The 14,250-nt window shown below is 45.0% G+C and carries 7 protein-coding genes and 1 pseudogene; 6 read left to right on the top strand and 2 right to left on the bottom strand.

The features are described from left to right. Positions 1–402: a hypothetical protein gene (locus tag DW083_RS05955; RefSeq protein WP_122331762.1), complete on the top strand. Its 402-nt coding sequence runs from the start codon at positions 1–3 to the stop codon at positions 400–402. Between the two features lie 59 nt (positions 403–461). Here DW083_RS05955 and DW083_RS05950 read toward each other — a convergent pair whose 3' ends face one another. Next, positions 462–716 carry a hypothetical protein gene (locus DW083_RS05950; RefSeq protein WP_122331761.1) on the bottom strand — a complete coding sequence of 85 codons (255 nt, stop codon included), beginning with the start codon at positions 714–716 and terminating at the stop codon, positions 462–464. A 1,122-nt stretch (positions 717–1,838) separates the two neighbouring features. Between DW083_RS05950 and DW083_RS05945 the strand changes: the two genes are divergently transcribed. Continuing rightward, complete coding sequence (locus DW083_RS05945) at positions 1,839–5,489, top strand: DUF6383 domain-containing protein (protein ID WP_147382093.1); 3,651 nt, start codon at positions 1,839–1,841, stop codon at positions 5,487–5,489. A gap of 304 nt (positions 5,490–5,793) precedes the next feature. Here the strand turns inward: DW083_RS05945 and DW083_RS05940 are convergent, their stop codons facing one another. Beyond that, positions 5,794–6,393, bottom strand: a complete 600-nt coding sequence (locus tag DW083_RS05940; RefSeq protein WP_122331759.1) for an RNA polymerase sigma-70 factor — start codon at positions 6,391–6,393, stop codon at positions 5,794–5,796. Between the two features lie 110 nt (positions 6,394–6,503). Between DW083_RS05940 and DW083_RS05935 the strand changes: the two genes are divergently transcribed. From DW083_RS05935 to DW083_RS05920, 4 genes and pseudogenes are all read left to right on the top strand, one after another. Further along, positions 6,504–7,496, top strand: coding sequence for a FecR family protein (locus DW083_RS05935; protein ID WP_122331758.1), 993 nt, complete (start codon positions 6,504–6,506; stop codon positions 7,494–7,496). 219 nt (positions 7,497–7,715) lie between these two features. Continuing rightward, positions 7,716–11,027, top strand: coding sequence for a TonB-dependent receptor (locus DW083_RS05930; protein ID WP_233551792.1), 3,312 nt, complete (start codon positions 7,716–7,718; stop codon positions 11,025–11,027). Positions 11,028–11,032: 5 nt separating this feature from the next. Further along, positions 11,033–12,658 carry a RagB/SusD family nutrient uptake outer membrane protein gene (locus tag DW083_RS05925; protein WP_115501208.1) on the top strand — a complete coding sequence of 542 codons (1,626 nt, stop codon included), beginning with the start codon at positions 11,033–11,035 and terminating at the stop codon, positions 12,656–12,658. Positions 12,659–12,701: 43 nt separating this feature from the next. Beyond that, a pseudogene (locus DW083_RS05920) lies at positions 12,702–14,236 on the top strand (arylsulfatase). Positions 14,237–14,250 lie beyond the last annotated feature (14 nt).

Below are 14,250 nucleotides of genomic sequence, written 5' to 3'. Positions count from 1 at the left end.
ATGGAACTAAAAGATTTTATCAAAGAAACATTAGTACAAATTGCGCAGGGCATAGAAGAAGCACAAGTAGAGTTGGCTGAAACAGATTGTATTATTAATCCCAGAGATATAAAAGAAGATGGTTTCGCTAATGTCATAATCAAAAATAAAAGACACACTGTTCAATGTGTTGATTTCAATATAGCATTAACCTCTACGTCCGAATCTGCGGATAAAGCAGGAATCGGAGTAATGTTAGGCTCTTTTGGCATCGGAGGTAATAGAACATCCTCGGATGGTAGTACCTCAAATACAAGTATTTCATTTTCTGTACCTGTTGTTTTTCCAAGTATAGACAATGAAAATAAACCTGTTTCAAGATCAATTCGGACAATTACTCCTCGGAGTTCAAGACGCCTCTAATAATATACTGTACAATATTAGTCGCCAAATCGGATGTATTCCATGCATCTGGTTTGTGATTAGGATTTGAAAGAAGTTTTAATACTATTTTTTTCCGTAACTTTTTCTCTTTCCAGCGTTGTATTATTTCTGTAAGATTCATAACGTTCTTTATTATTGTTTACTCCAAAAGTATCTTCATAAACAATTACCACCAAATAAAATCCATTCAAAAACCAACGGTACAAGAATATGCCATATAAAAAAAGTATGGCATAAAGTATGGCATTTTCTATGGCAAACCAATGGTACAGAAATACGCCATACTTATGCATGGTTTAAGCAGCGCTTAAATGCCTTTTATTGGGGTATTCAAATCTTAATCCTTATTTTGCCCGTTTTTAGCCTCATAGAACAACCAAATTTAAACGAAGCTATAATTTATCCAGAAAAAAGAAGCCCCCGTTTAAACGCAAATTCAATTCAATTCACATTTAACGGAGGCCGTTTTCATTTCCTGTCAATAGCTTTCCTATTGTTTTATAACGTTTTACGTGTTTATTGGTATTCTGTACTAATCGTATTGCCCCTTATAACAATCCTGAAGGAAAAGACTTTTGTCAAAAAGTTTTGTCTCTTTCTCCCTGTCCGCGGTCTTCTTTTTGGCCGTGAAGGAGTAAATAAGCATAGACCCTTATCCTAATTGGCATGGACTCCCACGCAATCCTTGTTCGACCAAGGTCGGACAGTTGTTTGACCTTCGTCGGACAGCTGTCCCACCCGGGTCGAACAGCTGTCTGACGAGGGTCGAACAAGGATCGCGTGGGAGTCGAATGGAATAAGGATGGGGCTGAAGGAAATTAGCTCCCTTGTGGCGCTTTTTATCCGGGAGGTGAATATTAAAATAATTAAACCGAGATGATTGCGGTTAACAAAAATAGACAAAGCTGCCCGCATTTCTCAAAAAGCGCCCGGAAACGGCCTTAATCTTGAAGAATCTTTAAAAATATAAAGTATTGACAAACAAGCTGATAAAAGAAAGTCGAGGAGCGGAAGAATCATCGGATTTTCGCGTGAAAAACGAGCGAAAATCAGTTGTAAATAATTGATGTATAGTGAATTATTGATGGCGGGGAGAATGACTAACGAAAACGTACGTTTAGATTCGTCATATTTCAGGTACAAAAATAGGCATAAGTTTTAAACCTGCAACTATATCCTCAAAGAAATTTCTTATTTCTATGTCCTTTCTTATCAACAGAATAGCTTAACGAGTACAAAAAACCGTGTTCTTAACACGAAGTGCAAAGATCGGAAAAATAAATGACTAAAAAAAACGTACGTTTTCTCTCGTCATTTTACAACGATTAAGAAAAGTCGTGATTGAACACGAAGTATAAGGACGATATAGAAATTCAATATACTATACATTATTATTAATTAAACATTTTAGAATTATGAACAAAAGATTTTCTACTCTTTTGGCTGCTGTAATGGTGGCAGGTGGATTGTCTTCGACTGCAATGGCAGCTGGTAAGATCTTGGATACTACCAAGTATTATCATGTGGCATTGTCGGGAGATGCAAACAGCCGTGTAATTATCGGTCATAGCGAAGATGGCAAGAGAGATTCTGTTGCTATTGTTAAGGCTGATGATATTAAACTCTATGAAGATTTTAATGCAACATTGTGGAAACCGACTGTAGAACAGAAGGTCAATGCCGCTGGTGGAGTCTATTACGAAATCAAGTTGGTGAACAAAGAAGGACAGGAATTATCTGTTTCAAAGAAGGATGTTAAAGCTTCTCAAACTTCGTTCTACAAGGCTCAGTATGCCTATATCGCATCAGATGGCATTGGTGCTATGACTGTAAACAGCGATGTAGTTTCTATTGATGAAGACGGCGTTATTACTTTTGCAAAAGGTCCGGATGCTCGTACTAACTTCTATGATGCGACTGCAGGCAAAATGTATCAGTATGCATTAGTCGTAAAAGATGGCGCTGTTAAAGTGATGATGGCAGAAGGAACTCCTACGGATGTTCCGGAGGTTTCTCCTAACGCTGCAGATTGTAAGGTTATGAGTTTATATTTAGTTGATGCTACAGCTAATGCATCAAAACCTTATTCTCTGACAGTTGCCGATTTGAGTGCAGATGTAAATGATTCTTTCGAGCTGACTTTCTCTAATGACGTAAAGAATAACGCTTTTGAAAATCCGTTTACGGCAAACAAATTACGTGCTGTTAAGTTTGATGAGATTTATACATCTGCGACTTCAACAAGCTCATTCAAAGCTGATCTGGCTGCCGCAAAGAAAATGACAGATAAAGCGTTTACAGAACTGGAAGCTGCTATTAAGGCTTGTGAAGGTGAAATTAAAACAGCTATCGATTATGCTCAGAATAATGGTGTGCCGGCAAGTACAAAATTAGGGGCAGCTATCCCTAATACAATTGATTTGGCAGGTGCTATTGCTGATCTTGATAGAGCAAAGCAATTATATTTTAATCCGACTTCAACAACAAATGGTACTGTTCAGGATTCTTTGAATGCAGCAAATGCAAAACTTAAAGCATTGGCAGATACAACATTTACAGCTGCTGGTAAATTACCGAAGACTTCCAAATTGTTGGCTGAATACAATGCTTCAGCAGCTCAGGTAAAGAGTATGGTTGCAAAAGTAAAGAAGGCAACAAATCAGGCTTACTTTGATGTCGATTCTATTATGAATGACTATATGGTGAAACCTTATTTGGCAGCAGATGAAAAGCCGAAGTTTGACACAGAAAAGGGGACGGTAGTGAAGGCTTTATTTGCTACTGCTACTGATGGTAATTTGTTGTTTGACCAGTTCCAGACAGGTGCAGCGACTACTATTGATGCTACGAACTCGGTAAACATTCAAGCTCTTTTGACTGCTATCCATACTTCTGCATCTGAAACTAATTTTGTAACATCTAAAAATATTTTGTCAGATGATCCATCAGCGAGTGAGTTCTTAAAAGCTGAAAATCACTATGCAATTGCTATTGTTGACTCTTTTATTGATGATAAGCAAGCTTATCTCTGTGTCGACACTAACTATGTTGCTGAAAAAGAACAGTACTTCACATTTAGAGCTGATACATTGCACGCTATTGATGCAGCAGGAAAGAAAGTAGTTCCTGCTTTAGGACAACACGCAAATATGTTTGCTTTCCAGTTAACTGTAGATCCTGAGCTGATTGCGGGTGACGAAGTAACAATTAAGACTTTCATGCCGACAGCAACAGCTGCTGGTAAATGGTATTCTGAAGGTATTACACCGAAAGCTGCCCAGGTTGTTATCCGCACTTTGGCAAGTAACTCTCACCGTGAAGTGTCTGTAGCAACATCCGATGATCCTGCTACGAAGAACACGACTATCACCTTTAAACAGATTGAAGGTCCTAAACCCGCCTTTGAAGTAGGGGATGTTTATTTCATCAAGAGCCTGAAGAAAGCCGATGCAAGAAAACCGTATCAGGTAATGACTTCTACAACGGGTGATAACACGATAGTTGGTGCTGCCGCTGTATATAACAATGTTCCTGCAACTCAGTGGATCGTAACTGCTGCTAACAAGTTGGAAGGAACTTATCAATTGGCAAACCGTGATGCTAATAAAGACTTCTTTGGCTCTGCAACTAAGATCATCGTTAAGGATGCAGAAAACAACATTTATGTAACTGCAGGCAAAGACACTTTGGAAATCACTGCTGTTCCTGATATGAAAGATGAATATTTAGGTTACAAGCACATCAACGATGCAGACAAAGATCACCTGACATTCAAACTGACAGCTACTAATTTCGTAAATCCGGAAGCTAAATATTATCTGACAATGGGCAAAGACTCTTCTGTAGTGGCTACTGCAGATGCAGATAAGGCACTGGAACTGAAAGCTAAGAATGGCGGAACTTTGGTAGAACTGAACGATGCTAACTTGAGCGCTGCTTCTTATGGCTTCGAAATGTACCTGGGTGAAGATACTTTGTATTTCAGAAATGGAGACGCAGATGGCAACGATTTAATGTTGACAAAACTTGAAACAGAAGATGTTATGAAGCTGCGTCGCGTAAACGATAATGCAAGCCAGTATGAATTATTGTGGAATGTTGAGGAAAATGGCAATTTGGAATCTGAAAAGATTGCAGTAGATCAGAATGGCAATGTTGTTGTTGTAGCTAAAAACGAAATCACTAACTGGGCATTCAACCTGGAATCATCTGTAACAGAATCTTATCTGAACGTAACAGACGCTCCGAAGAATGTAACGATCTCCCTGATGGGTGACGAGGCTTCTAAGGTAACAGCTGTTAAGCCGTTCGCCGTAATCAAACGTACAGGTCTGGAACTGAAAGCCGCTGCAACGGATAACGACTTCGTTCTTGGTTTGGATACTGCTTATGTAAACCGTCCGAACAACTACCGTTATGCATATTATATCACTAAACCGGTTGATACTGCAAAGGTTGGTTCATTCGATACAAAGGCTTATATGGTAAGCTATGCAGACTCTACTTCTAATGAGACTGTTAAATATACTCAGGATGGTCTGACTCGTATCGGTTTCGTTCACGCTAACCGCGTAGAATTCGGTAACAATGATTCTCTGGCAATTGCTAAACCGAAGGCTGTTGCTAAAGATACGATCAATATTGCAGATAAGAAGGGTATTACTAATGCAACATGGGCATTTGCAATCGACGAAGATAACGAAGGTTATTACAGAATCGAATCTATTCCTGCAGCCAATCCAACAGCTAAGACTTATGTAAGTTATCTGAACGGTGTATTGGTATTGGGTAACAAAGGACAAGCACAGCTGTTCGCTATCAACGATACTGATATGAAACCGACAGGCAATGAAGTTATCTCAACTTCAGATGTAACAGTGATCGCTGCCGAAGGTAGTGTTCAGATCATCGGTGCTGCCGGCAAGAAAGTTGTTATCACTAACATCTTAGGCCAGACAGTAGCTAACACAGTTCTTTCTTCTGACAACGCAACCATCGCTGCTCCTGCCGGTGTAGTCGTAGTTGCTATCGAAGGCGAAGAAGCTGTAAAGGCAATCGTAAAATAAGAATGAATTTATAATCAAATAATTCGACCGCGCGGGGTTGTGCGGGTTATCCCAATCAACACCAATTACCCTGCGACAGGTGAACAAGCGGTCAGATTTAATATTAATAATACTAAAGTAATGAAATTAAAAGTTCATCTGCCTTTCCCTCTGTGAAGACCGAATGCAGACAAAAAACAAGCCCCGACAGTTAGATGCTGCCGGGGCTTCGTTTTGTTATAGAAGTGAGTTCGGTTTGGATTTTCTATGAAAACGGGCCAAATTCGGTTTGGATTTTCTGGAAAAGCCGTATGAAAATTAAGTATTACATCGATTTCCCAATCAAGCAGACAAGCATCGACAGAATATCGAGGCGTACCAAGTGGTTGCGTATCTCGCTGAGAGCTTTGGAGATGTGTTTTTCTACCGCTTTTTCGCTTATTTCCAGGCGGGCGGCTATTTCTTTGTTTCGCAGGTTTTCTTCGCGGCTCATTTTGTAGACTTTCCGGCATTGGGGCGGGAGGGTTTCGACGAAGGAGTCGATTTCGTTTGTGATCTCTTTCAAGAGAAGCGTGTCGTGCTGGTTGTAACTGAGGATTTCGTGGTTGATCAGTTCGTCGATTGTGTCTGCTCCTTCGATACGTTTTTGCATCAGGGCGGAGTTGAGATAATTGATCGAACGGTTGTAGACAGCGCGGTAGAGATAAGGCTTGATCAGTTCGTCGAAATCTATTTCTTCCTTTTTTACCCAGAGTGCCATAAAGACATCCTGCGTGATGTCTTCCGCAGCCTGCCAGTCGTTGACAAAGCGGTAGGCGTAAGTGGTTAGTGCCTGGAAATAGGTATTAAACAGCTGTCCGAACAGAGACATATCGACGACTCTGCTGCGCGGCGTTTTCAGGCTGTTTTCTTCCCGTCCCTTCATAACTTTCTGCTTCTCTCTGAATATTATTTAGCAAAAATAGAATTTTTTTTCAATTCGGGGTAGGGATATTCCCTTTTGTTTTGTGATAGGTATAAAGGATGTAATAAAAGATGAACGATATAGTACTGAAATATTTGCGCGGTGATGCTTCGGAAGAAGAAAAGGAACAGCTTCTCGACTGGCTCCGGGAGAGTGAGGCGAATAAGCAGTCTTTTTCCGAAATCAGGGACCGTTGGTTGGAAACGGAGGAGACTCCGGTGTCCGGCCGGGATTATGTAAAGCAGGCGTTTGTCCGTTTCGCGGCCGAAGTGGAGAAGAAAGAACAGAAACGGAAGCAACTCCGACTGTCTTTCTTCGTGAAGGTTGCCGCTTCCGTCGCCCTGTTGCTGGTTTGTTCGTTAGGCAGTTATTTTGCCGGGCAAAAGCGGTTCTTCGACTTGTCTCCGGAAGAGCAATTGGTGATGAACCGTGTCATTATGGGAAAAGACAGCAAAGGCTCCGTGACCTTGCCGGACGGAACAACTGCCTGGCTGAATGCTAACAGCGTACTGGTCTATCCGGAGCATTTCCAAGCCGGTAAACGCCAGGTGAAGCTGGAAGGTGAAGGCTACTTCGAAGTCGTACGGAATGAACAGGCACCTTTCTTCGTCGAAACGGACGGGATGACGGTAAATGTGTTGGGAACCCATTTCAATGTGTGTAACTATAAAAACCGGGAAACAGTCGAGACCGCTTTGCTTTCGGGGAAAGTGGAAGTCTTTTTGCCGGGATTGGATAAGGGAATCATCTTGAAGCCAAACCAGAAGATATCTTGTAACAAACAGAACGGCACTTATAATCTGGCTGAAGTGGACGCCTCCGATTATATTATCTGGATAGGCGATAAGCTGGTTTGCACGAATGAAAAGCTGTCGGTTGTCCTGCACCGGATGAAGCATTGGTATAACCTGGATATAGAATGCCGGAAAGGTGTTCCGCTCGATCAGCGCTTGTCGCTGACGATCCGGAAGGAATCGCCGGAAGAAATACTGAAATTGTTAACCCTGATCAGCCCGATCCGTTATACGATCGATGGAGATAAAATAATTATAAGTCCTAAATAATAACGATAAAGAAAATTGCCTATGATCTAAGATTCGGAGAAACATTAAAAAAAAATCAGGCAGATGTTACCAGCATCCGCCTGATGTAAACTAAACAAACTGCTCTCAAAGGTGAAAGCGTGAGAGCAAAATGTAAAACTTTAAACATTCAAATGTATGAAAAAAAAGTCCACGTATGGGATTGCCATACCTATTCTTAACATTAATTTATTCAGGAAAATGAAGCTAATACTTTTATTTGTCGCCATTTCCTTCCTCCAACTGTCTGCAGTGGAAAGCTATGCCCAGAATGCAAAGATCAATCTGAGCTTGTCTGATGTGACGCTTGAAGAAGCGATCAGGACCATTGAAGCGAATACGCAGTTTGTATTCTTTTTCAATAACTCGGCTGTCGATATGACGAAACATGTTAACCTCGATGTCAAAAACGGGAATATTAAGGAAGTACTGAACCAGATTCTATCTTCTTATAAATATCGTATAGAAGATAATAAGATTGTCCTTTTGGGCGCTGTACAGCAGGACGGTAAGATTACCGGCGTCGTTTCGGATGCTTTCGGTCCGATTGCCGGAGCCAATGTTGTCGTGAAAGGGACGACGAACGGGACGATTACCGATATGAACGGTAATTTCTCGCTCGACGCCCCGAAAGGCGCCAAACTGCAGGTGTCTTATATCGGCTATATCACAAAAGAACTGACGGTGACCGATCAGACGAACTACACGATCCAGCTCGCCGAAGATTCACAGGCTTTGGAAGAAGTGGTCGTTGTCGGCTACGGTACGGAAAAGAAAGTGAACGTGATCGGTTCGATCGCCCAGATCGGTAGCGAGAAACTGGAAAACCGTTCGACTCCGCAGCTGTCGAATGCCTTGACAGGACAGATGGCGGGTGTGACCGTTATCCAGCGTTCGGGACGTCCGGGTAATAGCGGCGGCGAAATCCGCGTGCGTGGTGTCGGCACGTTTACCAATGCGGACGACGATAAGGCGGCAACCAAGTCGGATGCATTGGTCCTGATCGATGGTATTCCGGGTAAGCTGAACGATGTCAGCTCGGAAGATGTCGAATCGATCTCCGTGTTGAAGGATGCTTCTACGGCTGCTATCTACGGATCGCGTGCTGCAAACGGGGTTATTCTGGTGACGACGAAGACCGGAAGGGAAGGTAAAGTTTCTGTTGGTTATAACGGATATGTCGGTTTCAATACGCCGACCGCACTGCCCGAATTTGCGGATACCTGGCAATATGCCACTCTCTATAATGAAGCCGTAGGACGCGAAGCCTATACGCCGGAAGAAATCCAGAAGTTCAGAGACGGAAGCGATCCGGACCATTATGCAAACGCACGCTATCTGGATGAAGTCTTCTCACGCAAAGGTTTACAGACCGGGCATGACGTGACGGTAAACGGCGGTAATGCGCAGAACCGCTATATGGTGTCGTTCGGCTACCTGAAACAGAACGGTATCGTGGAAAAGAACGATTACCAGCGCTATAACGCCCGCGTCAACCTGATTAACGAACTCCTGCCGGGATTGAAGCTGACCACCCGCCTCTCGGGTATGTACGGCAACCGGAAGGAACCGATGGCTCCGGGCGGTGACGATGCCGACAATATGTTGGTGCTTATTCAGAAGGCATTACGTTTCCCCGGCCTGACTCCGACTATTCTGTCAGACGGAACCTTTGGCGCCGGACGTGAATTGCACGGGACGCCTGCCGGATGGATCAAGAGCGATTCTTTCTATGAAAACCCGGAATTTTCGATGAATGCTAATGTCCGTTTGGATTATAACCCGATAAAAGATTTACAATTGTCAGCAATCGGTGCTTATACCTATACGAACTCAGAAGAACGCACATACCGTTCGACCATGAAACTGTCCGGTGACCGTGTGTTAGGTCCTTCCGAGTTGAAACACAAAATGGGAAAGACGATCTATAAGACTTTCCAGGCTACGGCTGAATATAATAAGAAGTTCGGCGGACATTCTTTCGGAATCCTGGCCGGTTATTCCTGGGAGCAGGAAGACTACCGCTATGTGCAGGGCTCACGCGATAAGTTCCCCGGCAACGATCTGCCATATCTGAATGCCGGTTCTCCGGACAACCAGAAGTCTGTCGGTACGGGTAATGCCTGGGCGATCCAGTCCGGTTTCGGCCGTCTCCGCTATAACTTCAACGAACGCTATTTGTTCGAATCGACAGTCCGTTACGACGGTTCTTCCCGTTTCCCGAAAAGCAAGAAGTTCGGTTTCTTCCCCTCTTTGGCTGCCGGTTGGAGACTTTCGGAAGAAAACTTCTTCAAGGAAAACGAATCGTTGGGCTTTATCTCCAACCTGAAGCTGAAAGCATCATGGGGGCGCTTAGGTAACCAGAATATCGGTAATTATCCGTATCAGTCGGTATATGAATTAGGCCAGAACTATCCGTTTGGCGATACATACACACAAGGTGCGGCTGTTACGACAGCTGTCGACCCGACTATCAAATGGGAGGAAACGGAAACGATCGACGGTGGTCTGGAAGCTGTTTTGTGGAACGGCCTGTTGAGCGTGAACGCTTCTTACTTCACCCGCCGTACATACGACATTTTGTATAAACCGAGCGGAAGCGTTTCCTCTGTCCTGGGGCAGAAGATTTCGGAAATGAACACCGGAGAGTTGAAGAACTTCGGTTGGGAATTTGAAGTCGGACATCGCAATAAGATCGGTGATGTTTCATATAATGTAAACGCCAACTTGTCTATCATCAAGAATAAGCTGACCACTTTAGGTGTCGGTAATGTAGAACAGCTGAACGGCCTGGTCGGTAACGGCAGTGACCTGTTTGTCGGCTATCCGATTAATATGTACTACGGCTACCTGTCGGACGGCGTGTTCCTGGATGAGAACGATATTAAAGGTTGGCACGACCAGAGTAAAGTGACGCCTAACCCGCAGCCCGGAGACATCCGTTATAAGGATATCAGCGGCCCGGACGGTGTGCCCGACGGTAAGATCGATCCGAACTACGACCGTGTTTACTTGGGTTCACGCATTCCGAAGTTCACGTTCGGTCTGAACCTGGGTGTGGAATATAAAGGTGTCGACCTGTCTGTCCTGTTGCAAGGTGTAGCCGGTGTGACCGGTATGCTTGACGGCTTTGCAGGCTGGGCGTTCAGAGGTGACGGTAATATCCAGAAATGGCAGGCGGAAGGACGTTTCGACCCGGCTAATCCGACCCGTTACCCGGCTTATCCGAGATTGGAGGACTTGAGTAACTCTGTGACTCCGAACATTGTTTCTTCTGATTTCTGGGTACAGGATGCTTCCTATATCCGTTTGAAGAATATCCAGTTGGGTTATTCTTTCCCGAAAAAGATGTTACAAGCGGCCAAGATCACGAACTTGCGCGTGTATGTACAGGCTGAGAATCCTCTTTGCTGGAATAAGTATAAACCAGGATGGGACCCGGAAATCAATACATCCGGAAACTATTATCCGATTTTGGCAACTTATACAATTGGTGTAAACTTTAAATTCTAAAAGTCATGAAACGAATCAAATATTTTATTTTTACCTTGCTGGCAGCAACGACAACTTTCGTATCGTGTGACCTGGACCGGAGTCCGCTGGATAAGTTCGCAGAAGATGTGTTCTGGACCAGCGAAGATAATGCCGAACTGGCTCTGACCGGGGTCTATAAAGGGGAAATCCTGTTTAACTCTCCTGAATATACGCCGACCGACTGGTGGTCGTACGGTGGTCTGATCTTTATGGAGTTTCCGACGGATAATGCTTATGATCGTCGCGGGACGAACTCCAATTTCCATAAGATTTCAAACGGAGCTTTATTGTCGAATAATGCTTATACGGAAGCATATTGGAAGAACTCATATTCCAAAATTGCCCGTTGCAACCGTTTTCTGGAAGGTATCGTCAATTTGAGCGATCCGGCTGTCGTAGCCCGTTTCACAGCTGAAGCCCGTTTTATCCGCGCCGCCCAGTACTTCTATCTGTCCCAGTTCTTCCAGGATGTGCCTTTGGTAACGAAGGTGCTGACGAAGGATGAGGCAAATACGGTGACAAAAACATCGAAAGCGGATATTACCGAGTTTATTATTAAAGAGTTCACAGAGGCTGCCGCCGACCTGCCCCGTTTCAAGGATCTGAAAGGATCTGAAACCGGACGTGCCAACAAGCAGGCATCCCTGGCTTTCCTGGGACGTACCCTGCTGGCTGCCAAGAAATATAGCGAAGCTGCCGCCGCCTTTAAGCAGATTATAGACCTGGGCGACAATGCGATCGATCCGGATTACGCCTCCCTTTTCTTACCGTCAAACGAGAACAGTAGCGAGAATATCTTTTCAACGCAGTATTTGCAGGACCAGGCCGGTAACGCTCTGCCGCAGCATGCTTTCCCCGTAAAAGACGGCGGTTGGTGTCTGATTAACGTGGCAGCCGGTTTGTTCGAAGCCTATCAGTTCAGAGACGGTACGCCGTTTAGCTACGACAGTCCGCAGTACGATCCGGTAAACTTGGGCAAAAACCGGGACCCGCGTCTGGATTATACGATCTATTATAACGGATCGACCTTTAAAGGTGCTGTCTACGACTGCCATCCGGATTCTCAAAGCCCGGATAAGGTGATGGGCGGACAGACCACACAGACCGGTCTGATGATGCGTAAGTATTTCGACGAAACATTCTCCGGCAACCTGAACAGCTACGGTGGAAATGTTCCTGTTATCCGTTACGCAGAAGTCCTGCTGAGCTATCTGGAAGCCAAATTGGAGGCAGGCGAAGGCATTACGCAGGCTTTATTGGATGAAACCATCAATAAGGTAAGAGGTCGTGCATCTGTACAGATGCCGGCAATCACGGAAGTGAATGCCGCAAAGCTGCGTCCTATCCTCCGGAACGAACGCCGTGTCGAACTGGCCATGGAAGGTATCCGCTATTGGGACTTGCTCCGTTGGGGTATTGCACATGAAGCATTAAATGGCGATATTTACGGCGCTCCTTTCCCCGGCTCGAAACGCGTAAGCGCCAAACCGGACGGAGAAGTGGATAAATACGGCAGATGGTGGGTGAACAGCCGCGCTTTCCGTCAGGATCAGGACTACAAATGGCCGATCCCGCAGTCTGAACAGGATATCAATCCGAACTTGCGGTAAAACATACAAATGATACTTGATACGAGACAAATAAATTATTATCATGAAATCAACAATCATGTTAGGAATAGGGGCCACTTTGCTGGCCTCCTGTTCCGGTAACAAACCAAAAGCAGAAGAGAAAACAACGCCGCAGAAGCCGAACGTTATTTTCCTGATAGCCGATGATATCGGTTATGGCGACCTGAGTTGTAACGGATCGAAGACGATTCACACGCCGAACGTGGAGAAACTGGCGGCGCAAGGCGTTCGCTTTACGGATGCACATGCTGTGGCTGCAACCAGCACGCCCTCGCGTTACTCGTTATTCACCGGGCATTATGCCTGGCGACGGAATGATACGGGTATTGCTGCCGGAGATGCCGGTATGGTGATCCGCCCCGAACAACCGACAGTTGCCGATATGTTCCGCGAATGCGGTTACACGACCGGTGCGATCGGGAAGTGGCACTTAGGATTGGGTGACAAAACCGGCACACAGGATTGGAACGGCTTTATCACGCCCGGACCGACGGATATCGGTTTCGACTATTCTTATCTGATGGCTGCAACTGCCGACCGTGTTCCCTGCGTCTTTGTGGAGAACCAGCGGATTGTCAATCTCGATCCGAACGATCCGATTGCTGTCAGCTATAAAGAACCGTTCCCCGGCGAGCCGTTGGGAAAGGATCATCCGGAAATGTTGACGAAGCTCAAACCAAGTCCGAACCATGGACATGATATGGCGATCGTGAACGGTATTTCCCGTATCGGTTATATGAAGGGTGGCAAACAGGCTTTGTGGGAAGATGAAAACATTGCAGACAGTATTACGGTTAAGGCTGTCCAGTTCATCGAAAACCATAAGGACGAGCCGTTCTTCCTGTATGTCGGAACCAACGATGCACACGTTCCCCGCTGGCCGCATCCGCGTTTCGTGGGCAAGAGCGGCATGGGACCCCGTGGCGACGCTTTGTTGCAATTCGACTGGACAGTCGGACAGATTATGGATGCTTTGGATAAGGCAGGTTTGACGGAAAACACGTTGATCGTCTTGAGTAGTGACAATGGTCCTGTCGTGGACGATGGTTATGCAGACCGCGCTGTCGAACTTCTCGGCGATCATAAGCCTGGGGACCTTTCCGGGGTGGCAAATACAGTATTTTCGAAGCCGGGACACGTATCCCGATGGTCGTAAGCTGGCCGGCACAGGTGAAACCGGGTGTTTCGAATGCTTTGGTTTCCCAAGTGGACTTGTATGCTTCTATGGCGAGCCTGATGGGTAAGACATTGGAGCCGGGAGCCGGTCCCGACAGCCAGGACTATTTAGATGCATTCCTGGGTAAAGACCTGAAAGGACGCGATTATGTGGTTGAAGTTGCAGGTGCGCTTTCCATTTCCGACGGCGAATGGAAATATATCGCTCCGAGCAATGGCGCTGCCTATCAAAAACTGACCAATATCGAATTGGGAAACAGCAAAGAAGAACAGCTTTACAATCTGAAACAGGATATCGGCGAAAAGAAGAATCTGGCAGCCGAACACCCGGAAATAGTAGCAAAACTGAAAGCTATTTTAGAGAAAGAGAAGGCAAAATAATCTTTTTTGACAAA

Source organism: Parabacteroides sp. AF48-14 (assembly GCF_003477465.1).
GTDB classification, from domain to species: domain Bacteria; phylum Bacteroidota; class Bacteroidia; order Bacteroidales; family Tannerellaceae; genus Parabacteroides; species Parabacteroides acidifaciens.
Note: the sequence above shows the minus strand (reverse complement) of the source record. Positions and strands in the feature narration are given on the sequence as shown.